Source organism: Nitrospira sp. CR1.1, assembly GCA_014055465.1.
GTDB lineage: Bacteria > Nitrospirota > Nitrospiria > Nitrospirales > Nitrospiraceae > Nitrospira_A.
This window is the reverse complement of sequence record WIAF01000012.1, coordinates 1-25,746: the sequence shown is the minus strand read 5'-3', so window position 1 is coordinate 25,746 and position 25,746 is coordinate 1. Positions and strand designations below refer to the sequence as shown.

The 25,746-nt window shown below is 58.9% G+C and carries 29 protein-coding genes and 1 tRNA gene; 21 read left to right on the top strand and 9 right to left on the bottom strand.

Translation table 11 applies throughout. The features are described from left to right. Positions 1-12 precede the first annotated feature (12 nt). The 9 genes from aroF to GDA65_17420 all read left to right on the top strand — a co-directional run bounded on the left by aroF (position 13) and on the right by GDA65_17420 (position 8,763). Positions 13-1,026 (top strand): 3-deoxy-7-phosphoheptulonate synthase, encoded by a 1,014-nt coding sequence (gene aroF / locus GDA65_17460; protein MBA5864472.1) that lies wholly within the window; start codon positions 13-15, stop codon positions 1,024-1,026. Between the two features lie 54 nt (positions 1,027-1,080). Beyond that, positions 1,081-1,977: a prephenate dehydrogenase/arogenate dehydrogenase family protein gene (locus tag GDA65_17455; protein ID MBA5864471.1), complete on the top strand. Its 897-nt coding sequence runs from the start codon at positions 1,081-1,083 to the stop codon at positions 1,975-1,977. A 6-nt stretch (positions 1,978-1,983) separates the two neighbouring features. Then, positions 1,984-3,312 (top strand): 3-phosphoshikimate 1-carboxyvinyltransferase, encoded by a 1,329-nt coding sequence (gene aroA, locus GDA65_17450; GenBank protein MBA5864470.1) that lies wholly within the window; start codon positions 1,984-1,986, stop codon positions 3,310-3,312. A gap of 20 nt (positions 3,313-3,332) precedes the next feature. Continuing rightward, positions 3,333-4,022 carry a (d)CMP kinase gene (locus GDA65_17445; protein MBA5864469.1) on the top strand — a complete coding sequence of 230 codons (690 nt, stop codon included), beginning with the start codon at positions 3,333-3,335 and terminating at the stop codon, positions 4,020-4,022. Beyond that, a complete protein-coding gene (locus GDA65_17440; protein MBA5864468.1) occupies positions 4,016-4,714 on the top strand; it encodes a 1-acyl-sn-glycerol-3-phosphate acyltransferase in 699 nt (232 codons plus the stop codon). The genes GDA65_17445 and GDA65_17440 overlap by 7 nt, the downstream gene beginning before the upstream one ends. 56 nt (positions 4,715-4,770) lie before the next feature. Then, the gene (locus GDA65_17435) at positions 4,771-6,486 is read left to right on the top strand and encodes a 30S ribosomal protein S1 (GenBank protein ID MBA5864467.1); all 1,716 of its coding nucleotides are present in this window, start codon (positions 4,771-4,773) and stop codon (positions 6,484-6,486) included. A gap of 15 nt (positions 6,487-6,501) precedes the next feature. After that, positions 6,502-7,401 carry a signal peptide peptidase SppA gene (gene sppA / locus GDA65_17430; protein ID MBA5864466.1) on the top strand — a complete coding sequence of 300 codons (900 nt, stop codon included), beginning with the start codon at positions 6,502-6,504 and terminating at the stop codon, positions 7,399-7,401. Positions 7,402-7,475: 74 nt separating this feature from the next. Further along, positions 7,476-7,754, top strand: coding sequence for an integration host factor subunit beta (locus tag GDA65_17425; GenBank protein ID MBA5864465.1), 279 nt, complete (start codon positions 7,476-7,478; stop codon positions 7,752-7,754). Positions 7,755-7,767: 13 nt separating this feature from the next. After that, positions 7,768-8,763, top strand: a complete 996-nt coding sequence (locus tag GDA65_17420; GenBank protein ID MBA5864464.1) for a hypothetical protein — start codon at positions 7,768-7,770, stop codon at positions 8,761-8,763. Between the two features lie 360 nt (positions 8,764-9,123). On the opposite strand, the gene GDA65_17415 is transcribed toward GDA65_17420, so the two are convergent. Beyond that, positions 9,124-9,450, bottom strand: coding sequence for a hypothetical protein (locus GDA65_17415; protein MBA5864463.1), 327 nt, complete (start codon positions 9,448-9,450; stop codon positions 9,124-9,126). A 239-nt stretch (positions 9,451-9,689) separates the two neighbouring features. Here GDA65_17415 and GDA65_17410 point away from each other — a divergent pair, with 239 nt between their 5' ends. The 3 genes from GDA65_17410 to GDA65_17400 all read left to right on the top strand — a co-directional run bounded on the left by GDA65_17410 (position 9,690) and on the right by GDA65_17400 (position 12,476). After that, a complete protein-coding gene (locus GDA65_17410; protein ID MBA5864462.1) occupies positions 9,690-10,889 on the top strand; it encodes a hypothetical protein in 1,200 nt (399 codons plus the stop codon). Positions 10,890-11,308: 419 nt separating this feature from the next. Then, positions 11,309-11,497: a hypothetical protein gene (locus GDA65_17405; GenBank protein ID MBA5864461.1), complete on the top strand. Its 189-nt coding sequence runs from the start codon at positions 11,309-11,311 to the stop codon at positions 11,495-11,497. Positions 11,498-11,543: 46 nt separating this feature from the next. Next, positions 11,544-12,476: a D-alanyl-D-alanine carboxypeptidase gene (locus GDA65_17400; GenBank protein ID MBA5864460.1), complete on the top strand. Its 933-nt coding sequence runs from the start codon at positions 11,544-11,546 to the stop codon at positions 12,474-12,476. A gap of 172 nt (positions 12,477-12,648) precedes the next feature. On the opposite strand, the gene GDA65_17395 is transcribed toward GDA65_17400, so the two are convergent. Further along, positions 12,649-13,179 carry a hypothetical protein gene (locus GDA65_17395; GenBank protein MBA5864459.1) on the bottom strand — a complete coding sequence of 177 codons (531 nt, stop codon included), beginning with the start codon at positions 13,177-13,179 and terminating at the stop codon, positions 12,649-12,651. 114 nt (positions 13,180-13,293) lie between these two features. After that, complete coding sequence (locus tag GDA65_17390) at positions 13,294-14,310, bottom strand: LysR family transcriptional regulator (GenBank protein MBA5864458.1); 1,017 nt, start codon at positions 14,308-14,310, stop codon at positions 13,294-13,296. A gap of 181 nt (positions 14,311-14,491) precedes the next feature. Here GDA65_17390 and GDA65_17385 point away from each other — a divergent pair, with 181 nt between their 5' ends. Further along, the gene (locus GDA65_17385) at positions 14,492-14,968 is read left to right on the top strand and encodes a group 1 truncated hemoglobin (GenBank protein MBA5864457.1); all 477 of its coding nucleotides are present in this window, start codon (positions 14,492-14,494) and stop codon (positions 14,966-14,968) included. Positions 14,969-15,025: 57 nt separating this feature from the next. On the opposite strand, the gene GDA65_17380 is transcribed toward GDA65_17385, so the two are convergent. The 6 genes from GDA65_17380 to GDA65_17355 all read right to left on the bottom strand — a co-directional run bounded on the left by GDA65_17380 (position 15,026) and on the right by GDA65_17355 (position 20,326). Beyond that, the gene (locus GDA65_17380) at positions 15,026-15,319 is read right to left on the bottom strand and encodes a hypothetical protein (protein MBA5864456.1); all 294 of its coding nucleotides are present in this window, start codon (positions 15,317-15,319) and stop codon (positions 15,026-15,028) included. Between the two features lie 39 nt (positions 15,320-15,358). Further along, positions 15,359-15,745 carry a hypothetical protein gene (locus tag GDA65_17375; GenBank protein ID MBA5864455.1) on the bottom strand — a complete coding sequence of 129 codons (387 nt, stop codon included), beginning with the start codon at positions 15,743-15,745 and terminating at the stop codon, positions 15,359-15,361. A 32-nt stretch (positions 15,746-15,777) separates the two neighbouring features. Further along, positions 15,778-17,037: a glutamate dehydrogenase gene (locus GDA65_17370; GenBank protein MBA5864454.1), complete on the bottom strand. Its 1,260-nt coding sequence runs from the start codon at positions 17,035-17,037 to the stop codon at positions 15,778-15,780. After that, positions 17,027-17,863, bottom strand: coding sequence for a lipoyl(octanoyl) transferase LipB (gene lipB, locus GDA65_17365; GenBank protein ID MBA5864453.1), 837 nt, complete (start codon positions 17,861-17,863; stop codon positions 17,027-17,029). Before lipB ends, GDA65_17370 begins: the two co-directional genes overlap by 11 nt. Before the next feature lie 3 nt (positions 17,864-17,866). Then, the gene (locus GDA65_17360) at positions 17,867-18,970 is read right to left on the bottom strand and encodes a trypsin-like serine protease (protein ID MBA5864452.1); all 1,104 of its coding nucleotides are present in this window, start codon (positions 18,968-18,970) and stop codon (positions 17,867-17,869) included. A gap of 99 nt (positions 18,971-19,069) precedes the next feature. Continuing rightward, positions 19,070-20,326, bottom strand: coding sequence for a sigma-70 family RNA polymerase sigma factor (locus tag GDA65_17355; GenBank protein ID MBA5864451.1), 1,257 nt, complete (start codon positions 20,324-20,326; stop codon positions 19,070-19,072). A 284-nt stretch (positions 20,327-20,610) separates the two neighbouring features. Between GDA65_17355 and GDA65_17350 the strand changes: the two genes are divergently transcribed. The 8 genes from GDA65_17350 to GDA65_17315 all read left to right on the top strand — a co-directional run bounded on the left by GDA65_17350 (position 20,611) and on the right by GDA65_17315 (position 25,003). After that, positions 20,611-21,489 carry a tRNA (adenine-N1)-methyltransferase gene (locus GDA65_17350; protein ID MBA5864450.1) on the top strand — a complete coding sequence of 293 codons (879 nt, stop codon included), beginning with the start codon at positions 20,611-20,613 and terminating at the stop codon, positions 21,487-21,489. Beyond that, a complete protein-coding gene (locus GDA65_17345; protein ID MBA5864449.1) occupies positions 21,486-22,247 on the top strand; it encodes a glucose 1-dehydrogenase in 762 nt (253 codons plus the stop codon). Before GDA65_17350 ends, GDA65_17345 begins: the two co-directional genes overlap by 4 nt. A gap of 90 nt (positions 22,248-22,337) precedes the next feature. Beyond that, a complete protein-coding gene (locus GDA65_17340; GenBank protein MBA5864448.1) occupies positions 22,338-22,673 on the top strand; it encodes a hypothetical protein in 336 nt (111 codons plus the stop codon). A 13-nt stretch (positions 22,674-22,686) separates the two neighbouring features. Further along, positions 22,687-23,541: a shikimate dehydrogenase gene (locus GDA65_17335; GenBank protein MBA5864447.1), complete on the top strand. Its 855-nt coding sequence runs from the start codon at positions 22,687-22,689 to the stop codon at positions 23,539-23,541. 66 nt (positions 23,542-23,607) lie between these two features. Next, complete coding sequence (locus GDA65_17330; protein MBA5864446.1) at positions 23,608-24,126, top strand: AAA family ATPase; 519 nt, start codon at positions 23,608-23,610, stop codon at positions 24,124-24,126. Between the two features lie 87 nt (positions 24,127-24,213). Further along, positions 24,214-24,290 (top strand) — tRNA-Arg (locus GDA65_17325). 186 nt (positions 24,291-24,476) lie between these two features. Then, the gene (locus GDA65_17320) at positions 24,477-24,731 is read left to right on the top strand and encodes a type II toxin-antitoxin system RelB/DinJ family antitoxin (GenBank protein MBA5864445.1); all 255 of its coding nucleotides are present in this window, start codon (positions 24,477-24,479) and stop codon (positions 24,729-24,731) included. A gap of 2 nt (positions 24,732-24,733) precedes the next feature. Next, a complete protein-coding gene (locus GDA65_17315) occupies positions 24,734-25,003 on the top strand; it encodes a type II toxin-antitoxin system mRNA interferase toxin, RelE/StbE family (GenBank protein ID MBA5864444.1) in 270 nt (89 codons plus the stop codon). Positions 25,004-25,746: the final 743 nt, after the last annotated feature.

Here is a 25,746-nt window from a genome sequence, read left to right as displayed (position 1 = left end):
CGAGACGAGACCATGATTATTGTCTTGAAGCCTGACGCTTCGGAGCGGGAAGTCGATCACATCACCGACCGGCTTCGAGAACTGGGGCTGAAGTCGCACATCTCTGCAGGGCAGGAACGCACCATTATCGGGGTGATCGGGGATGACCGGATTTTGCACAATCAGCCGCTGACCGCCTTGCCCGGCGTGGAGAGCGTGCTGCCGATTCTGGCTCCCTGGAAGCTCGTCAGCCGGGAGTTCAAAAAAGAAAACACGATTATTGACGTCAATGGGGTCAAGATCGGGGATAAGAAAATCACGATTATGGCCGGTCCCTGCGCGGTCGAGCGTTTGGAACTGACCGTAGGTATTGCCCACGAAGTCAAATCGGCCGGCGCCACGGTGTTGCGAGGCGGTGCGTATAAGCCGCGCACCTCGCCCTATTCCTTTCAGGGACTGGGGCGCGAGGGCTTGGATTATTTGGTGGAGGCGAAGAAGCAGACTGGCCTGCCGGTCGTGAGCGAGATCCTCGATACCCGCGATATCGAGCTCTTCTTGGAAAAGGCCGACATCATTCAAATCGGCGCCCGCAACATGCAGAATTTCGAGTTGCTCAAGGAGGTCGGCGCGTATGACAAGCCGGTGCTGTTGAAGCGCGGCCTCTCGGCCACCATCAAGGAATTTCTTCTTTCAGCGGAGTACATCATGTCCCGCGGCAATCGCAATGTCATGTTATGCGAGCGCGGTATCCGAACCTTTGAAACGCAGTATCGGAATACGTTGGATCTTGCGGCCATTCCGACGCTCAAGGATCTCTCCCATCTTCCCGTCATCGTGGATCCCAGTCATGCAACCGGCAAGTGGGACCTGGTGGCGCCGATGTCCAAGGCAGCGATCGCTGCAGGGGCCGATGGGCTGTTAATCGAAGTGCATTCCAATCCTGAATGCGCGCTGTGTGACGGTGAGGAGTCCATCCGGCCGTCGAAATTCAAAGAACTGATGGGAGATCTGGGCAAGATCGCCGCCGCCGTCGATCGCACGTTGTAAGAATCGCGGCGATACCGTAAACGTGGCCGTTTCCTGAATACCGGCAGTTATTCAATGACGACACCACATTTCAAACAGGTGGCCATTATCGGAGTCGGGCTCATCGGCGGCTCTCTGGGGATGATCCTGCGCCGCCAGAAGCTGGCGGATTCGGTCGTCGGCATCGGGCGCCGGGTCGAGAACCTCAAAACAGCGGTTGAGGTCGGCGCCATTGATCGATACGTGTCTGATCCGCGCGAAGGTGTCGAGCATGCAGACTTCGTCTTGCTGGCCACGCCGGTGGACACTTACGAGCGGCATCTGCAGGAATGGGCCGGTTGTCTCAAGCCCGACACCATTGTCAGTGATGTCGGGAGTGTAAAGGGCGAGTTGGTCACGCGGGCGGAGGCCCTGTTACCGTCCGGCGTCAAGTTTGTCGGCGCACATCCCATAGCCGGAAAAGAAAAAACCGGTGTGGCCGCCGGATCGGAGACGCTCTTTTCCGGTGCGCGGTGCATTGTCACGCCCACGGCAAAGACCGACCGCGAGGCGCTTCAGATCGTCCGTGCGATGTGGGAATTGGCAGGCTCGATCGTGTTGGAGATGGATCCCTTTCTCCACGACAAAATTCTCGGCGCCGTCAGCCACCTTCCGCATGTGGCGGCCTTTGCGTTGATGACCGCGTTGGCCGATGTGCGCGACCACGGCGTGCCGGAACTGGATCTCGCCGGTCATTCCGGCGGCGGGTTGCGGGACACCACCCGGATCGCCGCGAGTTCGCCGGAGATGTGGAGAGACATCTTCCTGTGGAACCGAGACAACGTCGTGTCATTGATCGAGACCTATGAACGGCACCTCGGCGAGCTGAAGCGGTTGATTGCCGCCGGCGATGCGGCTGGAATTGAGAAGCAATTGGACAAGGCGAAGTACGAACGCGAACAACTGGTACCCCGGATGCCGGGAAAGGTCTAAGCCGGGATGGCCTCATTAACGATCACTCCGGGTCGTCCGTTGAAGGGCACCATCACGGTGCCGGGCGATAAGTCCGTCACGCATCGAGCCATCATCCTCACAGCCCTGGCCGAAGGGGCGAGCACCGTGACGGCGTATTGTCGCGGCGAAGATTGTTTGAATACGATGCGGGCGTTTCAGTCGCTGGGAGTGCGGATCGAAGAGACGCCGGAATCGTTGATCGTCTACGGCAAAGGGATGTGGGGGTTGACGGAACCGTTCGGCCCCATCGATTGCGGCAATTCGGGGACCGGTATTCGTTTGATGGCCGGACTGCTGGCGGGGCAGGATTTTTTTACGGTCCTGACCGGAGACGAATCGATCAGGCGACGGCCCATGGGTCGGGTGGTGAAACCGCTGCGGGCGATGGGCGCGGCAATCGCCGGGCGGAAGGGCGGAGAACTTGCGCCGTTGGCCATCACGGGGACCAGACTCAAGGGCATGGCCTATGCGTCGCCGGTCGCAAGCGCCCAGATCAAATCGTCCCTGCTGTTTGCGGCTCTTTATGCAGACGGCCTCACGACCATTTCCGAACCGCGTCTCTCGCGGGACCACACCGAGCGGATGTTCTCTTATTTCGGGATTCCGTTTCGGCGGGACGGATGTACGGTCCGTATCGAAGGGCGTCCCTCGGTCCGTTGGAGCGGCAAGCCGGTCGTGGTGCCCGGAGATCTTTCGGCCGCGGCATTTTTCCTGGTCGGAGCGTCGATTGTCCCGTATTCCGATGTGACGATTTGCGGCGTGGGGATGAATCCGACACGAACCGGCCTGGTTGATATCCTGCTCAAGATGGGCGCGCATATCGAGGTGCTCAATCAACGGGAAGAGGCGGGGGAGCCGGTGGCGGATTTGCGCGTGTTGTCCAGACCGCTTCGCGGCGTGCGGATCGGGCCCGATCAGATTCCTCAGACCATCGATGAATTTCCTATTCTCTGCGTGGCGGCAGCGGTCGCGGAAGGTGAAACGGTGATCACCGGCGCTGAAGAGCTGCGGGTCAAAGAAAGCGACCGGATCGCCACCATGGCCAATGAGTTACGGGCGATGGGCGCGCGCATCCAAGAACGGCCAGACGGTATGGTGATTCAGGGGCTGGGGCGCAACGGCGCTAACGGCGCGCTGACTGGGGCTGCCTGTGAAAGTCATGGTGATCACCGTGTGGCCATGTCTGTGGCCATCGGCGGGTTGACCGCGCCGCAGGCAACGCAGATCCAGAATACAGAGTGTATCGAGACATCGTTTCCGAATTTTGACCGTAAGCTCTTGGAACTGTTGACTGATTCCGGGAAACGTCTATAGTGCGAGGAAGCGTGGGTGAAATCGGTGCCGCGACCCGGGACAAACGTGGCTTGATCATCGCCATCGATGGACCGGCTGGCGTGGGAAAAAGCACAGTCGCGCGACTGCTGGCGCGAGAACTGGGGTATCTCTATCTGGATACCGGTGCCTTGTATCGCGCTATTGCGTGGAAAGTACACAATGCGGGGCTCAGCCCAGACGATCACCTCGCCATCGCCGCGCTGCTTCCTCACGCGACATTGCAGATGGCCTGTGGCCCCGAACAATCCCACGTGCTGCTGAATGGGCGCGATATTACCGGCGAGCTGCGAACCCCGGACGTGACGGCACTGGCCTCCATGGTCTCGGCCATTCCTGCCGTTCGAGAATGGCTGCTGCCGGTGCAACGGCAAATCGGTGCCGAAGGATGCGTCGTGGCGGAGGGGCGTGATATCGGGACCCGAGTGTTCCCGGAAGCCGACGTGAAGTTTTTTCTCGAAGCCGATCCGGAAGTGCGAGCCACGCGGCGACATCGCGAACTCGTGGCAGCTGGCCATTCGGTTCATTTTGACCAGACCAAGCGCGACCTCACCGGGCGTGATGATCGTGATCGTTCCCGCGCGGTGGCGCCGTTGATTGCCGCACCCGATGCGGAACGCATCGATACGTCGAGCATGCCGGTGGAGGAGGTCGTCTCGCACATGATGGCTGTGGTTGCGGCGCGATTGTGAGCTCTGCACTATATGGCCTGTTGTGGGTTCTCTCTCGCACGGTCGGCTGGATCTGTTTCAGGTATCGTACGATCGGCCGGGTGCCGCGACAGGGTGGATTCTTGATCGCCTCGAACCATGCCAGCTATTTGGATATTCCGTTGCTGGGCTGCGGGATTCCCAGGCGGGTCTGGTACATGGGACGGCATGATCTGTTTCCCGTCCCCCTGCTCAACGGCCTGCTGCAAGCGTTGGGATGGATTCCGCTACGGGTCGGCCGCCTCGATCGGGATGCATTCAGTAAAGCGGTCGCCTTGATCAAAGAGGAGAAGGCGGTCGCCATTTTCCCCGAAGGAGGGCGGACGATGACCGGTGCCTTGAAACCGGGCAAGCCGGGCATCGGGGTGATCGTGTCGCAGACCGGGTGCCGGGTTGTGCCGGCGCATATCGGCGGCACGTTTGATGTATTGCCGCCCGGCGCGAAGTGGCCTCGATTTCGCCGCGTGACGGTGACCTATGGAGAGCCGTTGGATTTCTCTTCAGACGCTGCGCAGTTGGAAGGCAAACTGTTTTATCAACATGTCAGTCGTACGGTAATGGCAAAGATTGCCGAGCTCGGACAGGTTCCGAACCCCGGAGACGGGAGGGCCCATGCCGGGCCATCTCACGATCTCGAAGCCAGGCCGACAACCGAGTCTTGCAACGCTGAGTAAGGCTCGGGGTTTTTCACTATCAGCACCCGGCACAGGCCGGAGGACGAGGATGTTTCATGAGTACTGCCACACCACAAAGCGAACCCAAGCTCGACCGCGATGCCTTAGCGGCGATGTATGAGGAAACCTTCCGCAACTTTGAGGAAGGCACCATCACCGAGGGCATGGTGGTCGCGATCGGCAAGGACAAAGTGGTCGTCGATATCGGCTACAAGTCAGAAGGGATGATTCCTGCCGACCAGTTCTCACATGAGGAATTGGCGCAATTGAAAGTGGGCGATCGCCTGCAGGTGTATCTCGAAGAATGTGAAGACGCCGACGGCAATCTGGTGCTCTCCAAAGAAAAAGCCGACAAGATGAAAATCTGGGAGGAATTGGAGAAGCTGCACAAGGAAGAAAAGAGCATCGAGGGCAAGATCATTTCCCGCATCAAGGGCGGCATGATGGTCGATATCGGCGTCAAGGCCTTCTTGCCCGGTTCGCAGATCGATCTGCATCCTGTCCGTGACCTGGACGGGTTGGTCGGCAAGACCTTCCCGCTCAAGATCATCAAGATCAACCATCGCCGCGGCAATGTGGTTGTCTCCCGACGCGTCTTGTTGGAGGAAACCCGCGATCGTCGTCGTCAGACGACCTTGTCCACGTTGAAGGAAGGCCAGTTGATTCAAGGCACGGTGAAGAACATCACCGATTACGGAGCGTTTATCGATCTGGGCGGCATCGACGGGTTGTTGCACATCACCGATATGTCGTGGGGCCGTGTGGGACATCCTTCCGAGTTGTTCCAGGTCAGCGACAAAGTCGAAGTAACCGTGCTCAAGTACGATCGCGAGACCGGCCGTATTTCGCTGGGTCTCAAGCAGAAGTCGGCCGATCCCTGGACCGGCGTGGCGGCAAAGTACCCGGTGGGCACACGCGTGCGCGGGCGGGTGGTGAGCTTGACCGATTACGGCGCATTCGTCGAATTGGAGCCGGGCGTGGAAGGGTTGGTCCACGTGTCCGAGATGTCCTGGACACACGAAGTGCGGCATCCGTCCCGTGTGGTGTCGGTGGGCGATCAGGTGGAAGCAGCCGTCCTGAATATCGATCCGGGAAGCCGCAAGATTTCCTTGGGCATGAAGCAGACGGCGCCAAATCCTTGGGACATGATCGAAGCCAAATATCCGGCCGGCACACGGATCGAAGGCAAGGTGAAGAGCCTGACCGATTTCGGCGCGTTCGTCGGTTTGGAAGAAGGTATCGATGGGTTGATCCACATTTCCGACATGTCCTGGACGAAGCACATCAAGCATCCGTCGGAGCTCTTCAAGAAGGGCCAGAAGGTGGATGCCGTCGTGATTCGCATCGACAAGGAAAAGGAGCGGCTCTCGCTAGGATATAAGCAATTGTCCCGCGATCCGTGGGAAGAGCAGATTCCCAACAAGTACCGAGTCGGCGACAGCATTACCGGCAAGGTCAGCAAGATCGCCGACTTCGGGCTCTTTATCGAGCTGGACGGCGACGTGGAGGGCTTGATCCACATCAGCGAAGTGGGTTTGGACGCCAACGTGCGCATGGAAGAAAAGTTCAAGCCGGGTGATGACGTCACGGCGAAGATCATCAAGGTGGATCGCGATGAGCGGAAAATCGCGCTCAGCTTGCGCGATCACCAGCTGGATTCCGACCGCCGCCAGGTCGATGAGTTCCACGCCTCGCAGGGCGGGATCGATCAAACTCTGGGTCGCGCGGCCAAGCAAAGCCGGAAGCGGAACCAGAGCGATTCCGAAGCCTAAACGTCGGGAGACTGTATGGGCCCACAAGCAGACACGGCGGGGAAGCCACAGCGGAGCCTATTGCGCCGTATCCTCTGGGCCATCGTGATTGCGGGAGGAGCGTTGATTGTGTTGAACGCGCTCCTCCCCGACCTCGATTTCTCAACCCAGGATCGCGTGGCGCTCATTCGCATCGAGGGCGTCATCCTGGATGCGCAGGCGACCATCACCGAGTTGAAACAATACAGCGAGAATCCGCTGGTGAAGGCGATCGTCTTGCGCATCGACAGCCCCGGCGGCGGCGTCGTGCCGTCTCAGGAAATTCACGACGCCGTGCAGCGGGTGAAAAACAAAAGTAATAAAGCCGTGATCGCCTCCATGGGAACGGTTGCGGCTTCAGGGGGGTATTACATCGCGGCGGCTACCGACCGGATCATTGCCAATCCCGGCAGCCTGACCGGGAGTATCGGCGTCATCATGGAGATGGCAAACTTCGAGGGCCTGATGAAAAAAGTCGGGGTCGAAGGTGTGGTCATCAAGAGCGGGCGCTTCAAAGATGTCGGATCGCCCTTACGCAAGATGAGCGATGAGGAACGCAGACTCCTGCAGTCCGTGATGGATGACGTCCATCAGCAGTTTATTCAGGCCGTGGCTGACGGACGATCGTTGGAAGTGTCCGATGTGGAACCGTTGGCCGATGGCCGGATTTACACCGGGCGTCAGGCGAAGGAAGCGCGGTTGGTCGACGAGCTAGGCGATCTCGATGACGCGATCCATATTGCGGCCGACATCGCCGGTATGGAAGGGGAGCCGAAGGTTGTCGAGCCGCGCAAACGGTTTTCATTTCGAGACATCATTGAATCACGTTGGTCGTCGGTGTTTCCGAAGCTGGAGTTCGATACCGGCGTCAAGATGAAATACTTGATGGCGTTCTGAGCAGCCGGAGCATCATCGATATGGCGACGCAGCAATTCAGCTGTGCGTAAGCCCCACCCACGAGGAGAGGGACGATGACCAAAGCGCAGATTATCGAGCGGGTATCGGAGCAGGTCACCACATTGACGAAGCGGCAGGCGGAAATCGTGGTCAATACGATTTTCGATTGTATTCGAGATTCCCTGCGAAGCGGCAATAAGACGGAGATCCGGGGGTTCGGGAGTTTTCGTCTCCGCGCCCGGCGGATGAAGGAAGGTCGCAATCCAAAAACCGGGGCGACCGTTGCGGTGCCGGCCAAGCGTGTGCCATTCTTCAAGGCAGGCAAAGAACTGAAGGAATTACTCAATAAGTAACAGGAGTGATACCGTGGCAGAGTCGTCCAATATAACAGCCCCTGAGGTTCGGTGGAGTGACGGCGCGCTCAAACGCATGGAGCGCGCGCCCATGTTTTTGCGAGGAATGGTCCGCCGACTGGCCGAGAAGAAGGCGCGTGAATTGGGCTATCCCGAAATCACCGAAGAGATCCTCGATCAGTTCAAAGGTCAGATGATGGGGACCATGGGTGGTGAGGGAGGCATGGCAGAGGCGGCTGATCAAATGGCCAAAGGGCAGCTGCCCTGGACCGCCGCCGCCAAGGAGCGCCTGGCTGCCGTACCGGAATTCATGCGGGGGATGATCAAGCAGATCGCCGATGAGATCGCTCGCAAAGGCGGCCACATGGAGGTCAATGTCGATCTGTTCGAAAAGGTCGAAGCCTTGGGGGAGATCCGCGAGCGAGAGGCAAGTCCGCTGGAATGGACCGAAGGGGCGCTGGCGCTCTTGCAGCAGAAAATTAAAGAGTCTCCGCCGATCGCCATGGATTTTGTGAGTGACATGATCCGGCATGATACGGAGGAGATGGCGCGGGAGAAGGGTTTGACCAGAATTGACGAGCAGACGGCCGTGCAGTTGTGGGAAGCCCCGCAGGAGCGCGTGGCCTGGAGCGACGAAGCCTGGAAGCGGCTGCAAACCTCGCCCGATTTTGTGCGGAGCGGGATTCGCAAGGCAGCCGAACGTCGGGCACGCAAGTTGGGGCTCAAAGAGGTCGACTCGGAGCATCTCACCACGTTCCGCAATCAGGCGATGATGAAAGCTGTGAAGCGCATCCGGTCGTTTGGATATAATGAGCTGACGTTCGACGCCTTCGACACCGCCCTCCAGAAGACCAAGCGGCTGCAAGGCAACGATCAGGCGGAAAAACGGTTGCAGGAAATCCGTTCGCACTTCAGCGATCCCGATGTGAAGAAGCCTGAAGGCGGCACCCTCGGGGCCGATCTGATGGGACGATTCAGAAAGTTCCTGAAAGGCGAAGGGTCGCTGTAGCAATCATACGGGCCGCCTGGACCGACTGGTCGGGCGGCGCTTGCCTTCTCCATTCCAGCCATTGCACCTCCAATTCCTCGCAGTCCCATAGGCCGCCTTGTGTGCGGGTGTTGTCGCACGCAAAAGGCAGGCCGATTCACATCGCTCCAATGCTTTTTTTGCGCTGTGAAATTGAAGCTGCGTGGAGGTTGCCGGAACGTGACCGACTTTTATGAGCCTGGGGATTCTGTCGAGGTGGTCATCGGGTTAGCCGATGGTGTCGGCAACGACAACGTTGGTTGTTGCGGAGCGCCCACCCACAAGCCGCATGCCTGCGGGCGGGATCACCACATTGAGCGGGAATGAACCGGGATGGGTCGATTAATGTGCCGCAACGCCAGCCGCTTGAGGCCAGAATTTATGCCGAATCTGGGGCAGCGGTTCGTTATCGAAGTTCGGAATGTCATAGAGGCAACGGTCAATGGTCGATACCTCGTCCTCCGTCAATTCCAACGCGACCTGTTTCTTCCAGAATTGATCGAGCGCCAGATAGTCGTTAGACGTGGGCTTCCCGGCCAAAAGGGACTGCATATGCTTGAACCCTTCGGTATCGACACCCGGCACCCGGCCGTTATTGCGATCAATACACCATTTCAGTACTTCTGCGACGCCATACATCGACAACGGGATCGTAACTTTCTTGCTCATGGGCACCTCCTCAACACTTGACCCGCATTGTAGCCTAAGGCTTTCCAAGTTTTCAAAGGGGCGAAAGGCCTAGGCGCAGGAGCCCATTCGGGAGCCCAACACCCAAGCCGCCAACCCCGTTGGCGAGGGCGGGACTTCGTTGCGAAGCAGCAGGGGGCTCTGTATACTCCGCGGATCGCATACGGATTGGGAGCGGCGAAGCATGGACTTGGCCGGACTGTCATGCTTGTGTCTTCGAGATGGCGATGACCATCAATGCCTGTGCCAGCAAGAGTTCGTCGATCGTGCGTGTCGGTCTGGCACTCGTGGCCGGGTTGCCCCTCCTCTTCGCCTGCTCAAAAACTGATCCGTACGTTCCGCCGGATCCCTTCTACTATTTTGCGAGTTATCCGGTCGGCAGGAATCCGACGACCGTGACGACGGCCGACTTCAATCGTGACCAAATCACCGACCTCATCACGACCAACATTTCGAGCAACACCATTTCGCTGCTGTTCGGCAACGGCGATGGAACGTTTCGGGACCAAGTTCAGGTGAAGGTCTGCCAGGAGCCGCGGTCCCTGGCCCTCAACGACTATAACCACGACGACCAGCTCGATGTGGCGCTGGCCTGCTCAGGCGGGGATCAGGTGTCCATCCTGTTTGGACGAGGTAACGGGAAGTTTGATGAAGGTCCGCAGTATCCCGTGCATCGCACCCCGGTTTCCATCTCCAGCCAGGATGTGAATGGCGATGGGCACCCGGATTTAGCCGTGGCCTTGCGCAACGACAAGGTGAAGATTTTTCTCGGGAACGCCCGTGGCGAGTTTCGGCCAGGGGCGCAATACGAATATGGCGATACTCCCACCTCCCTGGCGCTCAGAGATCTCAATCAGGACGGCAAGCCGGATTTAGTGGTGACGAATGGCGGGCCGATGTTGAGCGCCGTCTCTGTGTGGATGGGCAATGGAGACGGAACCTTTCGTGACCCCAAAGACTACAAAACCGGGAGACGGCCGCTGGGGGTGAGTTTTGCCGACTTTAACAACGATCACCTGACCGACCTCCTGGTCATCAATGGTGAAGGGGATAGTTTCACCACCTTCCTCGGCAACGGCAATGGGACCTTTCAACCGGGAAAGGATTCCGGCGCGGACGCCAGCCCCAATTTCGGCCTAGCCCACGACTTTGACGGCGACCACATCGACGATGTGGCGATCGTCAATTTGCAGTCCACCGACCTGTCAATTTTGTTCGGGCGTGGCGACGGCACGTTCCACTACCCCCCGCGCAACTACCGCACGAAGAACGGCCCCTTTGCGGTGGCGAGTTACCGTGTCTCGGCCGACAACGCGGAGGAGCCGGGTCTCGTGACAGCCGATAACGGCGCGGCTAGCGTCTCGGTCTTTTTGCATCGCGGCAGGAAAGGACAGATTCCGCCGGCCGGCACGAAGGAATAGCGACCGATTCAGATTTGAGCCCCGCCGACCGAAGAGGAGACAGGCAGTTTGCTTGACACCTCGATAGGGCTCGGATAGAGTTCGAAAAGGTCGCCGGACACAGGTCCCGCGCCATTTTCAGCGATCAGACCACGGGGGCTCGTGCGAGCGTTTTTGTGGTGGTTTAGCATGGGCTGCCTGACGACGCTGGCAGTCTTAATGGTTCAAGGCGGGGTGCGCGATCTGGTGTCGGGGACCAACCCGACGGGAAGTTCCGGCGCCATCCTTTCCTTCAGTACCACGATCTTCGGGGGTGGGTTGTTGGCCGGCTGCCTCGCCCTTATCCTCAATCGTCTCCGCTAAACAGAGTCGACGTAGGTCTCGGTCTGAGATGCGCCGAAGCGTCTACGCAATCATGGCGAAGGGGCAATGGTCTGGCAATGCACTGCCTGAAATGCAAAGGATTCATGATGGTGGAGCGGCATTACACGCTCATGAATCGCCGACTGTATGCACGCTGCCTGAATTGCGGGTTCTGGATCGATCTGGCCGATTTGCTCCGGTTTTTCCACAAAGTCATCGCCAGCAGTGTGCGTGGCACGAAGGTTCGAGAAACCTATACCCTGTGACCGTCAGAGTCCCTCTGCTCGTCACAAGAAAGCATAGACATTCCGCATGAACTGTTCACATCGGACGTTGCCGGTGCGTGCCATAGTCATTCTGTTCCTCGCCGGGGCCGCGCTATGGCCAGGCCAGGCCTCGGCTATCGACAACGATGTGGATGACGAGGTCATTACCGTCCCTTACGATCCCAGGCCGGTTCCCTCGGCCAAACAAGCGCATCACAGTCTCAGGTGGCGGCACGTGCCGGCGCACAGCATTTTGCTCAAGGAATTGAAGACGGGCACGACCCTGTATCAGTTCGAGAGCGAGAAGCGGCTCTCACCGGCGAGTCTTACCAAGATCATGTCTGCGTTGGTCATCCTCGAATATGGCCATCTCGACGACAAGGTGACCGTCAGCCCCAAGGCTGCCCGCGCCCATAAAACACATCTGCGCCTGCGGACGGGACAAATTTTTCGCCTGGAAGATTTGCTGAAGGCCATGCTGATTGTCTCCGCGAATGACGCCTGTCTGGCGGCGAGCGAGCATGTCGGCGGAGATGAAGCACGATTCGTCGATCTTATGAATGCCAAGGCGGCGGCGCTCGAATTGCACAATACCCATTTCAGCAATGCCTGCGGGTTTGATGCGCCGGAACATTATTCAACTGCGGAAGATCTGGCCAAACTCAGCGAGATCGCCCTGCACCATCCCGTATTCAAAGAACTGGTCCGCGAAGAGCGTGAAATCATCATGCCGATCAATGAGCATCGCGCCTACGTTTTGCGTACCACCAATCGGCTCCTTGGCCGGATTCCAGGAGTGCAAGGGGTCAAGACGGGGTTTACGTCTAAGGCCGGCCGGTGCCTGATCGCGAAAGTCTCCCAGGACGGCAGCGATCTGCTGCTCGTGATCCTCAACTCGAAGCGTCGCTGGAATACGGCGACCAGCCTCATCAATTACGGCCTGCGTTTGAGCGATAGCCGCGCAGCACTGGCCCGATAAACTTCCGTCATCGTACTAGCGGGTACGTTGTACGTTGCCTCTGCCGGTCCCGTCTTCAGCGGGGCCAGCACGAGTGCGTCCCGTTGCTGACGGAGCGCCGGCTGGAGGGCGCCTGGAGGTTGAGGGGAGGGAAGATTTGAGGAGCCGGAGCGGGAATCTTCCGTCTGATGGTTTAGCGCGGGAGTGAAAACTCCACGTTCACGTCCTTGCCGAGATAATTCACCTGAAAGCCCTGCTTGTCATACGCCAGCATGGCGCCCATCACATTCTCATCGCCGTAATCTTCCTTGCCCAGGATTTTTCGCACATCGTCAGGGCTTTCGCTATTGAGGACGTTGCGGAAGATGCCGCGTGTTTTAAAGGCAAAGCGATTGTTGATGAAGATCAGATCGACTTTGCCGTCCTGGACCCGCACGCCGGCCATCGGTCCGGTCGGTTTGCGCTGATCGAGTAAGAAAATGAAGGTAGCCTCTTGCTCCGCCTTGACGCCGGGAATCTTTTCATTCACCAACCCGTCGAGAGCCTTCGCCTCATCGTCTCCCAACTTAATCCCGAACAGTGACACATCCTGGCTGGCGACCCCCTTGGGGTCGCTGACGTCGTTCTTGCTCAGTTCGTAAGGTTCGGCGGTCACGATGGCGGCGAGGCAAAAGGACCCCAGCATAGTCATCAAGGCTGTGAACGTCCGCGTACGCTGCATCATGAATGCCTCCTTAAAGCCCATGCTGAAATCTCAGACTGGGTCACGATTACCGGTCGAATGACAAAGGGGAAGGATCAGGCAACAGGGCATTCTATCGAAGGGGCTGTCTGACTTTCAAGGTCGCGCCCGCTCTTCTTGCCGGGTTGATGTTCCTGGAGCCAACCTCCGGGGCGCAGGTTGTCCGATGCGTGAGGCCTCCGCCCGCTTACGACACCTGTTCCGGAGAGACGGGCTGGAGCCGGACTGCAGGTCCCGCATAGTGGTTTCGCAGAGTGCGGCAAACTCTTCGGCCGCTTGGCCACGATGCCGCTTGGTGAGATAGGCGAGTCCGACCGTATGGCGTGGCGTGGGATCGTACAGGTCGATGACTGCCAGCTGTGATCCCGGAAGTCGGGATTTGACATAGAGCTCGGGAAGGATCGTGGCACCGGTTCCTTCCGCCACCGCCTGGAGAATACCTTCCGGCGAACTCATTTCCAACACCACCTGCGGGTGCACACCCGCCTTCGCGCATTCCGATTCGACCATTTTCCGCAGGCAATAATCGGCGGGCATCAAGACGAGGGGGACCTGCGCGAGATCCTGCATGCGAGTCCGGCGTTTTCCGATCTTCATGTTTGCGGGAGCGATGAGCGCGAGGCGTTCTTCAAAAAGCGGGACGGTGGTGATATGCGCATGGGTCAGCGGGAGTAGACAAATCCCGATATCGAGGCGATTGGTCAGCAGACCGTTGACGATATCGGAAGACGGTTGGGCATGGACCTGGAGATGGATGTTTGGAAAGCGCTGCTTGAATCGAGAGACAAGCGGGGCGATCAGGTAAGAATTGACCGTCGACAGCGTCCCGACGACCAAGCGGCCACGTTTGGCGCCGAGCAGCTCGTGAACCACCTGCTCCGCCTGCTCCACTTCCCGCAAGGCCCGTTCGGCATGCACATGAAAGAGTTCGCCGGCCTGCGTGAGTACGACCTTTCTTCCCAGGCGGTCGAACAGGCGCGTGCCCAACTCTTTTTCGAGTCCGCCGATCTGAATCGACAGCGAAGGCTGCGAGACATGCGCATGTTCCGCGGCACGGCTGAAATTCTGGTGCGCCGCCACCGCCATGAAATATTCGAGTTGGCGCAGTTCCATAAAAGCCTCCCCGTCTAGCTATAGGTAAAAGCTATACATAGTATGAAAACAATATATTAGACGAATACATCATAGTTCTCTTATGGTCAGTGGTCAACCGGGTTGTCGCTTTACAGAGCTCTTCGCCCCTGTCGGCGGCGAGGTCAGACAATCGGCTATGTATCAACAAGGGAGGTGGACGATGGGATGGAAGTACGGAGTGGGAGTGATGCTGTTGGGGACCGTGGCGATGTGTAGCGGGTGCGCCGAAACCGGCGGGACGAACCAGGCTCAGCGCCCGGCGGCTACCGCGACGGTGACGAAGTCGTTGTACGAACGTTTAGGCGGCAAGCCTGCTATTACGGCGGTGGTGGACCAATTTGTCGCGAATGTTGCGGCTGACGGACGGATTAATAGCCGGTTTGCCACGACCGACATTCCCAAGTTGAAGGGGCATCTCATTGATCAGGTCTGCCAGGCCACGGGCGGGCCTTGCAAGTACCAGGGGCGCGAGATGAAGCCCACTCACGTGGGGATGCAGATCAGCTCAGCGGATTTCGGGGCGTTGGTGCAGGATCTTGTGGCCGCGCTCGACAAGTTCAATGTGCCGGCGGGCGAGAAGGGTGAGCTCCTGGCGTTGCTCGGTCCGATGAAGAAAGACATCGTCGAGGTTCCGTAAGTGAGCGGCAGCGGGGGCTGGCTGGATGGCTGGTCCCCGCACCAGGCGTGAATAGAATTAGGGTTGCTGACCGGCGTCAACAAGGGCGGTCGCGAGTCGGCGAAGGCGCTGGAAATAGCCCAGGCTATCATCAGAGAGGTCTTCGAGAAGGCCATCGAGGTCGGCCACACAATCTTGAAGCATCGCGATACGCTGGCTGTCTATCTCCGGTTGCCCGTCGAGATAAAAGACCGCGCAGCCCCCGATCACGGTATCCAACGTCATTAACTGCCCTTCATTCGGGCTGGAAAATTGAGGCCAGCCTTCGCGGCTGTGTTCTTCCCAGAGAGAGGCGATGGAGTGATGACTCATAACGAGATGCCTGGTGAGGATCACGCCAAGGGCGAACGGTTAACCGTGCAGCAACCCTAACGCATGTAGGAGCAGGACAGCAAGCAGGCAAAGCCAGAGGCCGAAGAATCGATAATCAACCGCCTCGCGAGTGAAGCACCAGTGCAAGAGCGGCATGCGCCAAGCGGCCGGGCCCCATAGCAGGAAGCCGCTTTTGGTGATCATGGCCGCACCGGTCAACCACCAGAGTGGTTGATAGGCCAGCCGGGGCGACCACAGCAGCAGAATGATCCCGAGGCCAATTCCAAGCGCTTGCCAGCGGAGCACATGCGGACTCCGCTGAAGGGAATCCTGTAGCCGCCGGATTACGAGCAAGGGGGCGCTCAGCAGGGCAAGGCCGTCGGCCATCCACATGCCGGCAATCGCCGCGAGAATGTATCGGCTCATCGCTGGCGCCACCGGCCCGGCATGATCACGGTTTACGGGTAGAGCCCGCGTTGGAGATGGGCCTGGGCCACCTTGTCTATACCCGACATGAGAGCCGCCATCCGCATCGTCGTTCGCCGTTCGAGGGAAAAGTGCAGCGTCCGGTGGAATGCGCTGGTGATGATGTCTTGTAAGCGGTCTTGAATGTCCGTGGCTTTCCAGAAGAAGCGCTGCACGTCTTGCACCCATTCAAAATACGAGACGATCACCCCGCCTGAGTTGGCCAGGATATCGGGAATGATGAAGATTCCGTTATCGGTCAGGATACGGTCTGCCTCCAGAGTCGTGGGGCCGTTTGCGCCTTCTGCCAGAATGCGGCAACGCAACTTCGCCGCATTGGCTTCGGTGATTTGTTCAGAGAGGGCGGCGGGAACGAGCACTGTGCAGTCCAGTTGGAGCAATTCTTCGTTGGTGATCGGTTCGCCCAATTTGGTGTCGTGAAGCGGCTCATGGTTCTCGTGGTAGCGATGCAGCAGGTCCGGGATGTCGAGGCCCTTTGGATTGTAGAGTCCGCCGCGTACGTCGCTCACGGCAACCACCCGTGCGCCGGCCTGTCGCATGATGCGGGCAGTATGGGAGCCGACGTTGCCGAACCCTTGAATCGCGACGGTGGCTTTCGACACATCCAGCTTCAGGTGCTGGAGCGTTTCCAGGGTCACATAGACCACCCCACGACCGGTTGCCTCTTCCCGTCCGAGGCTGCCCCCGATGGACAATGGTTTTCCCGTGACGACGCCTTGCACCGCGTAGCCGACTTGCTGGCTATAGGTGTCCATGATCCAGGCCATGACCTGTTGATCGGTCCCGACGTCAGGCGCGGGCACGTCCTTATCCGGGCCGATGAGGGGGAAAATCTCCGCCGCGTATCGTCTGGTGAGGCGTTGAAGTTCCGCGCGGCTCAATTGTTTGGGATCCACCCTCACGCCGCCTTTGGCGCCGCCATAGGGAAGGTCGGCCAAGGCGCATTTCCATGTCATCCACATGGAGAGGGCGGCGACTTCGCCCAAATTCACCTCCGGATGGTACCGGATGCCGCCTTTTGAAGGGCCGCGAGCGGTATCGTGCTGGACGCGGTATCCCGTGAACACCTCAACGCGGCCGTCATCCATTCGAACCGGTACGCTGACAATGAGCGAGCGCTGCGGGAGTTTGAGTCGCTCGCGCAGGTTGGTATCCAGCTGCATCGCCTCGGCCGCTTCATTAAATTGCGCGACGGCCAGACGGAAGGTGTGGGTATTCAGTTCAGTCATCAGGGCGCTCCTTGGGGTTGGATGGCGCATACATGGATGAGGGCGGGTCGCCATCCGGTTGTTCCGTGCGAGGCGCAAGTTGTTCAGGAGTGAGGGTCTCAGACCACGTGAGGCGAAACCGTGCGGCAAACTCTGCGGCGATCTGTTGCTGCACGACATGGAGGTCGGGCGTCGTACTCACGAGGGCCGCCATCGATGTGACACGGCAATCGGCAATGCCGCAGGGCACGATGTGAGAAAAGGGGGCCAGATCGGGGCAGACATTCAACGCGAAGCCGTGCGTGGTGATGCCCTGGGAAATGCGCACCCCGATCGACGCGATCTTGGACGGGCGGTCGCCGCCGACCCATACTCCAGGCAGGCCCTCACGCCGATGGGCGGTGACGCCCCACCCGGCCAAGGCAGCGATCACCACGTCTTCCAGCTGCCGAACGTAGGCTTTTGGGCCTGAGCAGTAATCGGTCAATCGAAGGATGGGATACCCCACCAATTGTCCCGGCCCGTGGTAGGTAATCGAGCCGCCCCGCTCCGTCCGGATGACGGGAATGCCGGTCTTTCGCGAGAGGTGCTCTTCTCCCGGCCAATGCCGGTCCTGTGTCGTGCGCCCCAGGGTATAGACGGGGGGATGTTCCATGAGCAGAAGCAGGTCGTGACAGCGGTCCGCCGCTCGTTCTGCGCGGCAGGCGCGTTGCAGGCGCCACGCGTCCTCGTACGGCAGCGCCTGGCCGCAGACTAACGTCGCGGGTCGCACGGCGTCGTTGTGTTTCGAAGCCTCCGGGCCTGCGAATAACGCGGCGGCTGCATCGTGGATGAGAGGATGGAGGCTCATGGCTTACGGCCGTGGCAGGCCCGGACGTGAAATGATAATAGTGGCCGTACCGGCTTTGCCCTGCGTGGCGACCTGGAACGACATCTGCCCATTGCCATGCTCGATGGCATGCCAGAAATCTCCCATATTGTAGAGCGGGCGGTTGTCGATGGCTGTCACCACATCCCCGGACTGCAATCCGGCCTGTCCGGCCGGTTTGCCCTGGTCTACTTGCAGGGCGAGAATGCCCCGGTCGCTCTCCAAATCAAAACTCGCCGCCACGCTTGGTGTGATGGTCAGCGGAATCAATCCGAGATCGGGGCGCGAGACGGATCCCCGGGCCATCATTGATTCGATATGCGAGGTCATGGCTTCGATGGCGATGGCGTAACTGATGGCTTGAGCCGAGGGGGCAATAGCGACATTGATCCCGACGACCTGGCCGAAGCGATCGACCAGCGGGCCGCCGCTGTTTCCCGGGTTGATGGCGGCATCCGTTTGGAGCAAATCGTAGAGGGTTTCGCCCTCCGGCGTCAGGACTGAACGATCCAGGGCGCTGATGACGCCGACGGTGACGGTTGAGCCGCCCTTCAACGCCAGCGGGTTGCCGATGGCGATGACGGTTTCTCCAATCTCGAGGGCGGGGCGCCGGCTGAATTCCGCAGGGACCAGATCAGGCGCCGTAATTCTAACGAGGGCGAGGTCCAGAAGAAAGTCACGGGCCACCACACGGCCGGGTGTCAGCCGACCCGTGGATAGTCCGACCACGACACTGGTCACGCCATGGACCAGGTGATTGTTGGTGAGAATGTAGCCGTTGGTATCGAGAATGACGCCGGAACCGGATCCGGAGGGCGCGCCATGTTGCGAGCCTCCCGTCGGAATTCCGCGTGTCAATACGGTCACCACGGAGGGGCGCACTTTGGAGACGACGGCGGGGATCGGAAGCTCGGTCAACGGGACGGCATGAGCGGGCTGATGCTCCGCCCCGAATGCAGTGGCCGTGAGACTGAAAATGAAGAGGGACAGGAGGGGCCAGGTCAACCAACGACTCATCCTGCGTCTGCAGCCTGCGCCGCGACTGTAAGAGCCTGTCACCATAGGGACCTCGATCCTCCGTCGGCGCATTCTCTCACACTCGCGTGTACGGCGAAAGCGCGCACAGAACAAAACGGGCGAGGCCGAGGCCTCGCCCGTCTCGTACTGCCCTGAGAGTCTCCGCCTCGGTTACTTCAGCGCGGCAAACATTTCCTTGACCATAGGGGTCTTGAGCTTCTTCAACGCTTTGGCCTCGATCTGCCTGATGCGTTCGCGCGTGACCGACAGATGTTGCCCCACCTGTTCCAGCGTGCGCGCCTGATCTTCGCCAATGCCGAATCGCAACCGGATGACCGTCTGTTCCCGCGGTGTTAAGGTCCCGAGAATCCTGTCCATCTCACGGGTGAGTTCCGTGCGATTCACATGGGCATCCGGCGGAACCGCCTGCTGGTCCGGCAGAAGTTCGCCGAGCTCCGTTCCGCCATCACCGACCTGATGCTCCAATGCTACCGGTTCCTGAAATGCCTGCATCGTTTCGTGCAGGCGATCGGGCCGCATGCGCATCATCGAGGCGACTTCCTCCAGGCGCGGCTGGCGTCCTAATTGTTGCACGAGCCGGCGCGACGCCCGGAGAATGCGGTTCGAGGCTTCCGTCTGGTGCACCGGAATTCTGATCGTTCGCGACTGGTCGGCAAGGGAACGCGTAATGCCTTGCCTGATCCACCAGGTGGCGTAGGTGCTGAATTTGAACCCCTTGCGGTGCTGGTATCGCTCGGCGGCTTTCATCAATCCAATGTTGCCTTCCTGCACCAGGTCCAACAAGGTGAGGCCGCGCCCCGTGTAATGTTTCGCGACATTCACCACGAGTCGAAGGTTGCAGCGCACCAATTCATCTTTCGCCGTTTCCAGCGTGACGCGTGAATTTCGCAGCGTGGTCAGGCAGGCCTCCAGCTCTTTTCGCACCGAGGCCGGAAGTTTGACTCCGTGCATGCCGTCCGAGAGCAACTGTTCCAGCGCGCGGTCCGCTTGATTGAGCACCATGGCCGAGAGCCCGCTGAGACGCCGTACCGTCTGCAATGTCTGAATATGTTCGGTCACCTCTTCAGAACGTTTCAGTCCTCCGCAGGCCTTCACCGCCTGCTGAAGTGTCTGACGAATTTGGCGCGTACCGAGGTCGAGTTGCTTGGCCAGTTCGATTTCCTCTTCTCGCTCTAAGAGCCCCCGTTCGCCGAATGAACGAAAATATAACGATTCCAGAAGAAATGGGGACGACGCCGAACGCGACGGTTTTTCGTGAACCACTTCTTCGGTGTCCGCTTCAGGCTGGCCGCCCTGCGCAATGCTGTCCAGCAGCGTACTGGCTTCTGCATCATCGGCGTCCGGATCGACCTCTACGGTCACCGTCGGATCTGTATCATCTTGAATCGCGATCGCGTTTTTCATCATGTGTCACCCCTCTTCCCCATCCTGGGGACGGTTGGCTACGGGATTCTTGAGGTAGACTCCCTCTCTATGTGAGAGCCCAGAGCAGGAAAAAGGATTCGCGCCGTGTATCCCGCTCTCCGGCTGTCCTTTGACCTACTACGGGAGCACATAACCGTTCAGATTTATTTACGATTGAGATAGCGATGTTTGCCGAACTGTCAAGGGACCGGCGCGGCAGGAAGTTGGGCCGGTTTGCCGACGGGTTCGGTTGAAAACGCGTCGGCCATCTCCTAGAATGCCGACCTATGTCACAACTACAGAACGGGGAACGTGTTCATCTGGTCGACAAGAAGGGCCGTCAGTACGCCCTGACCTTGAAGGCCGGAGATATCTATCATTTCAGCGGCGAGACGATCGCGCACGATGAGTTGATCGGCAAACCCGATGGGTCGATCGTGACCCTCTCGAAAGGCAAGCGATTCCTGGCGCTGCGGCCGACCTTCGGGGAATATGTCCTCAAAATGCCCCGCGGGGCGCAGGTGTTGTATCCCAAAGATTTGTCGTTGATTCCCATGTGGGCCGATGTGTATCCCGGCGCGCGGGTGTTCGAGGCCGGAACCGGGTCTGGAGCACTCACCATGGCCTTGTTGCGCGCCGTGGGCCCGACCGGTCTGGTCGTGACCTATGAGGCTCGCGATGACTTCGCCCGCACGGCTTTGACGAATATCGAACGCTACATGGGTCCCGTGTCCACCTTGATGCCCGTGAGGAAGAATGCCTATGAAGGCATCGACTTCCTCGAAGATGGCCGTCCGTTCGATCGCCTCGTGCTGGATTTGCCGGAGCCCTGGCAGGTGGTGCCGCATGCGGCGAAGGTATTACGCTCCGGGGGCATTTATTTGAGCTTCGTGCCCACCATCCCGCAAGTGATGCAAACCGTCGATGCGCTGGAACGCACCTCGGTCTTCGGCAATATTGAAACCTTTGAGACCTTGTTGCGGACCTGGTCTATCCAAGGGCGCAGTGTCCGCCCGGACCATCGAATGGTAGCGCACTCGGGGTTTTTGACCGTCGCGAGAAAGGTCGAAGAGGGCTGGTGGTCGCGTCCCAACAGGACCGTCGACACGGAGGACCAGGCCGACCGAGACCACGAGGAGCAGGAGGGGGAGGAGCCAACGGCATGAATCGGTTACAGGGGAAAGTGGCCATCATTACCGGTGGCAACGCGGGAATCGGCGAGGCCATCGCCAAGTTGTTTGCCGATGAAGGGGCGCATGTCGTGGTGACCGGCCGCCGCAAAGAGGAACTCGACCGCGTCGTGAAGGGAATCGGAGTGAACGGAGGGCGGGCGCTGGCGGTTGCCGGGTCCGTCACGGATGAAGCCCATGTGCAGGACGTGGTGGCGCAGACGAGGCGGACGTTCGGCAAAGTGCACATTCTGGTGAACAATGCCGGAATCGGCGATTTCGGCAAGCGGCTCCACGAGACCGACGATGCTACCTGGATGAAAGTGTTGGACATCAATTTAACGGGCGTGTTCCGGATGACGCGGGCGGCGATACCGGAAATGATCAAGAGCGGCGGCGGAGCGATCATCAATATTTCTACCGTGGCCAGTTTGATCGGCATTCGCGGGCTGTCCGCCTATGCCGCATCGAAAGGCGGCTTGGATGCGTTGACCAGATCCCTGGCCGTCGATTACGCGCAAGACAACATCCGGTGCAATGCGGTGAATCCCGGTTTGGTCGATACGCCCATGGCGGCGCCTTTAATGGCCGATCCTGCCAGTCTGGAACCGATCATGGCCCAGTACGCCATCCGTCGGCCAGGCAAGCCGGAAGAAGTAGCGAAGATGGCGCTCTACCTTGCATCCGACGAGGCCACCTGGGTGACCGGAGCGACGTTTCCTATCGATGGCGGCATGACCATCTGCAAGGGGTAAGGAACAGAAGGCGACGGCCTGTCGTGGCCTGGGACGACGACCTCCGGAAGGATGCTGCGACGCAGAGTCGCCGGAAGCGAGGAGGCGATTATGAGTGCCGTGCAACGTATCATCGCGGTTGTAATCCCGGTCTTCGTTTTGGCTGTCGTCTTGTACGGGATGCTGGAATCAAGTCTGGCGCCGGCTCGAGCAGAGGGTGGCACGGAATTCGTGGGAACGGTCTTGTCGGTGGATACGGCATCCGGAAAATTTGCCGTCAAGAAGGACGGCGGCGGAAGCCGGTTCACCTTCGTTGCCAATGAAAAAACCCATTTCGACGGCGGGGTGAAAGCCGTGAAGGATCTCAAGAAAGACGATCATGTGACGGTGATGTATCAGGTGCAGGGATCTCAGTATGTGGCACTGAACGTCGCGCTCATGAAGTAGAAGGTTCTTGCGTATGGATATCACACCTCAGACTCAATGGTGCGGCATCATCGGGAATCCGGTCGAGCATTCGCTGTCGCCGGCGATTCACAATGCCGCCTTTCAGAAAATGGGGCTGGATCTCGTGTATCTGGCCTTTCGCGTAGACGCTCTCGGTGATGCCTTGAAAGGCATACGGGCCTTGGGAAATGCGCGGGGATTCAGCGTGACGATTCCGCACAAGGTGGCGGCCATGCCGTTCCTGGATGAGGTGGAACCCACGGCCAAACACATCGGCGCGATCAATACCATCGTCGCCGAAGAGGGAAAACTCAAAGGCTACAATACGGATGCGTCGGGGGCTCTGCGGGCCTTGAAAGAGGGTGGCGCACTGCTTGCCGGGCATCGTGTATTGATCCTGGGCTCGGGCGGAGCCGCGCGCGCCATTGCGTTTGCGCTGGCCACGGGGACGGGCATCGCCGGGCTGACGATCCTCGGTATCGAAGATGCGGAGCGGCAGAGGCTGGTGAGAGATTTGCGAGATAAGACGGCCGTGCCCATTGAAGACGGACCGCTTACGCTGGACATGCTGCGCAATTGGGTCCCGCATGTCCGCACGCTGATTCACTGTACGCCGGTCGGCATGTCACCAAAAGTTGAAGAGTCCTGCGTTCCGGCCAATCTGTTCAGGCCGGAACTGACGGTGATGGATATCGTTTACAACCCGCGCGAAACAAAACTCCTGCAGGAGGCGAAAGCCAGTGGGTGCCGGACCATTTCAGGGTTGGAGATGTTTCTCAATCAAGCTGTACTCCAATTTGAACTCTGGACGAACCAGCCGGCTCCGGTGGACATCATGCGGCATGTGTTGGAGTCGCACTTTGTGTAACGAATCGGCCGTTCTCCGCGCGCAGGCCTGGACAGCGGCCCGATCCTTTTCAGTCCGGAATCTCCTATGAATGTCGTATTGATCGGGTATCGCGGGACCGGGAAGAGCACGGTCGGAAAAATTCTCGCCCGCAAGCTCGGGCGCACGGTCGTCTCCACGGATGCCGAGATTGTGAAGCGCGCGAATCTCTCCGTGCCTGAAATTGTGAAACAATTCGGGTGGGATCACTTTCGTGATTTGGAGTCGGCCGTCTGTCGTGACTTTGCCGCGCGGGATCAGTTGATCATCGATACCGGGGGCGGCGCCATTTTGCGGCCGGAGAATGTGGAAGTGTTACAAAAGACCGGGACGCTGGTCTGGCTCACCGCGACCGTGGACACGATCACCCGCCGGATTGGCGGCGACACGCAGCGGCCGTCGCTGACGGGGACCAAATCGTTCACGGAGGAAATCCGTGACGTGTTGACTGAACGTACGCCTAAGTACCAGGCGGCCGCCACGCATGTCGTCTCGACCGACGGCGTTTCCACCGCAGCCGTGGCCGAACGCATTCTCCAGTTGACCTCGCGTGAGTCAGGCCATTGAATCGGCTGAGCCTGTTCGGCAGAAACTCGCAGGTGCCCTGGCGCATTTCTTGACATCCCCTCGGTAACATGGTTCTTATACCGGCGCGCGCCCGTAGCTCAATTGGATAGAGCATCGGACTTCGGATCCGAGGGTTGGGGGTTCAAGTCCCTCCGGGCGCACCATAAAATCAATAGATTGTATCTCTTCCTCAGGTTCTTCCTCTTCCTCGGTCACGGTTTTGGTCACGGTTCCACTCAGACTCCCTCGATTCACTGCTTCTCGAAGATGTCCTGGTGCGAGGCGGGCTTATTGACTTGTACGACAAATGGCGTACAATATCAAACATGAGGAAAACATCGCGTCTGTCCATGTCAGACCGTATTAATGCCCGTATCGATATCGGCCTTAAAAGGAGAGCCGTGAAAATCTTCGATCGCCTGGGGATTAGTGAGGCAGAAGCCATACGGCTTTTTTATGCTCAGGTCGAACTCCATCAAGGTATTCCCTTCCCCCTCACCATTCCAAATGCCACGACCATTGCCGCCTTTGACGAAACCAACAAGCCCGAGAAACTCCCTTCCTTTAAAACCTTCCGCGCCCTCAGAAACCAGACGGGCGTCTAGCCTTGCTCACCATCAAACCCACCAGCCGTTTTCTCAAAGACCTGAAGTTAGCCAAAAAACGAGGACAGGACATTGATGATCTCGAGGACATCATTGACCTCTTACAATTCCAAAAAGTTCTGCCTGTCAGAAACAGAGATCATGCCCTTTCCGGGAATTGGAAGCATCATCGCGAATGTCACATTGCCCCAGACTGGCTGCTGATTTATCGAACGGATGATGAATTCCTTTACTTGGAACGTACCGGTTCCCACGCTGATCTGTTCGAGTGAATGTGCCAGATCGTCTCTCGTTTGTTAGGAAATCTGGTCACGGTTTTGGGTACGATTGCAGGTATGCCGCAATCGTCAGTGATCCTCATGGACTTATGCAAAAAGCATTGATCTATAAAGAGAACATATCCATCTGCCCGCCCTGATCGCTGTCTGTCTCTAACGTGCTTTGTCGCCCTTCGGATCCGAGGGTTGGGGGTTCAAGTCCCTCCGGGCGCACCACTTCGTTGAAGGGCAGTCGCAGGTCCCCGCTTCGCCCCGACTCCCGCACAGACAGTTCCGCCTCAATGTCCACTTCTATAGCTCCCGAGTGCCTTCGCTTCACCCATGCCCCTCGTCGCTGATCCTAAATCTGCGTGATGGCCATCCCCCGGCGATCGCCTTTCAGAATCCCTGAAAAATGGCGGTTTTCCTGAGGTGTTACGGTTGCTCATTGCCTGGAAAGCATCGTGTAACTATTTGAAGTAACGATGATTTCAAGGTTGCCAATGCGGAATCCTGAGGAAATTGAGGCCGGTGCTATAGTTGTTACGTACAACACAGGTTTCACCCCCTCCAAGGAGCAAGGTTCATGAAGTACCGCGGCGCGTCGCAGCTGATGTTGGGCGGAATGGCAATGGTTCTGTTAACGGCACCGGGCTGCAGCAACATGAAATGGTTCCAGTCCGGCTCGGAGGAGGCCTCCAATTCGGAGTCGTCCCTGTCGGCTTCCTCGGGCGCGGGGGGTGGGTATGGACGCGGGG

What these genes read in the sequence shown, in the direction of transcription:
- GDA65_17415 (MBA5864463.1), bottom strand. Translation starts at nt 9,450, where the DNA reads ATGAGCAAGAAAGTTACGATCCCGTTGTCGATGTATGGCGTCGCAGAA.
- GDA65_17405 (MBA5864461.1), top strand. Translation starts at nt 11,309, where the DNA reads ATGCACTGCCTGAAATGCAAAGGATTCATGATGGTGGAGCGGCATTAC.
- GDA65_17355 (MBA5864451.1), bottom strand. Translation starts at nt 20,326, where the DNA reads ATGATGAAAAACGCGATCGCGATTCAAGATGATACAGATCCGACGGTG.
- GDA65_17320 (MBA5864445.1), top strand. Translation starts at nt 24,477, where the DNA reads ATGTCAGACCGTATTAATGCCCGTATCGATATCGGCCTTAAAAGGAGA.
- sppA (MBA5864466.1), top strand. Translation starts at nt 6,502, where the DNA reads ATGGGCCCACAAGCAGACACGGCGGGGAAGCCACAGCGGAGCCTATTG.
- lipB (MBA5864453.1), bottom strand. Translation starts at nt 17,863, where the DNA reads ATGAGCCTCCATCCTCTCATCCACGATGCAGCCGCCGCGTTATTCGCA.
- GDA65_17385 (MBA5864457.1), top strand. Translation starts at nt 14,492, where the DNA reads ATGGGATGGAAGTACGGAGTGGGAGTGATGCTGTTGGGGACCGTGGCG.
- GDA65_17380 (MBA5864456.1), bottom strand. Translation starts at nt 15,319, where the DNA reads ATGAGTCATCACTCCATCGCCTCTCTCTGGGAAGAACACAGCCGCGAA.
- GDA65_17395 (MBA5864459.1), bottom strand. Translation starts at nt 13,179, where the DNA reads ATGATGCAGCGTACGCGGACGTTCACAGCCTTGATGACTATGCTGGGG.
- GDA65_17375 (MBA5864455.1), bottom strand. Translation starts at nt 15,745, where the DNA reads ATGAGCCGATACATTCTCGCGGCGATTGCCGGCATGTGGATGGCCGAC.
- GDA65_17360 (MBA5864452.1), bottom strand. Translation starts at nt 18,970, where the DNA reads ATGCGCCGACGGAGGATCGAGGTCCCTATGGTGACAGGCTCTTACAGT.
- GDA65_17390 (MBA5864458.1), bottom strand. Translation starts at nt 14,310, where the DNA reads ATGGAACTGCGCCAACTCGAATATTTCATGGCGGTGGCGGCGCACCAG.
- GDA65_17345 (MBA5864449.1), top strand. Translation starts at nt 21,486, where the DNA reads ATGAATCGGTTACAGGGGAAAGTGGCCATCATTACCGGTGGCAACGCG.
- GDA65_17340 (MBA5864448.1), top strand. Translation starts at nt 22,338, where the DNA reads ATGAGTGCCGTGCAACGTATCATCGCGGTTGTAATCCCGGTCTTCGTT.
- aroA (MBA5864470.1), top strand. Translation starts at nt 1,984, where the DNA reads ATGGCCTCATTAACGATCACTCCGGGTCGTCCGTTGAAGGGCACCATC.
- GDA65_17400 (MBA5864460.1), top strand. Translation starts at nt 11,544, where the DNA reads ATGAACTGTTCACATCGGACGTTGCCGGTGCGTGCCATAGTCATTCTG.
- GDA65_17425 (MBA5864465.1), top strand. Translation starts at nt 7,476, where the DNA reads ATGACCAAAGCGCAGATTATCGAGCGGGTATCGGAGCAGGTCACCACA.
- GDA65_17455 (MBA5864471.1), top strand. Translation starts at nt 1,081, where the DNA reads ATGACGACACCACATTTCAAACAGGTGGCCATTATCGGAGTCGGGCTC.
- GDA65_17350 (MBA5864450.1), top strand. Translation starts at nt 20,611, where the DNA reads ATGTCACAACTACAGAACGGGGAACGTGTTCATCTGGTCGACAAGAAG.
- aroF (MBA5864472.1), top strand. Translation starts at nt 13, where the DNA reads ATGATTATTGTCTTGAAGCCTGACGCTTCGGAGCGGGAAGTCGATCAC.
- GDA65_17435 (MBA5864467.1), top strand. Translation starts at nt 4,771, where the DNA reads ATGAGTACTGCCACACCACAAAGCGAACCCAAGCTCGACCGCGATGCC.
- GDA65_17330 (MBA5864446.1), top strand. Translation starts at nt 23,608, where the DNA reads ATGAATGTCGTATTGATCGGGTATCGCGGGACCGGGAAGAGCACGGTC.
- GDA65_17410 (MBA5864462.1), top strand. Translation starts at nt 9,690, where the DNA reads ATGGCGATGACCATCAATGCCTGTGCCAGCAAGAGTTCGTCGATCGTG.
- GDA65_17335 (MBA5864447.1), top strand. Translation starts at nt 22,687, where the DNA reads ATGGATATCACACCTCAGACTCAATGGTGCGGCATCATCGGGAATCCG.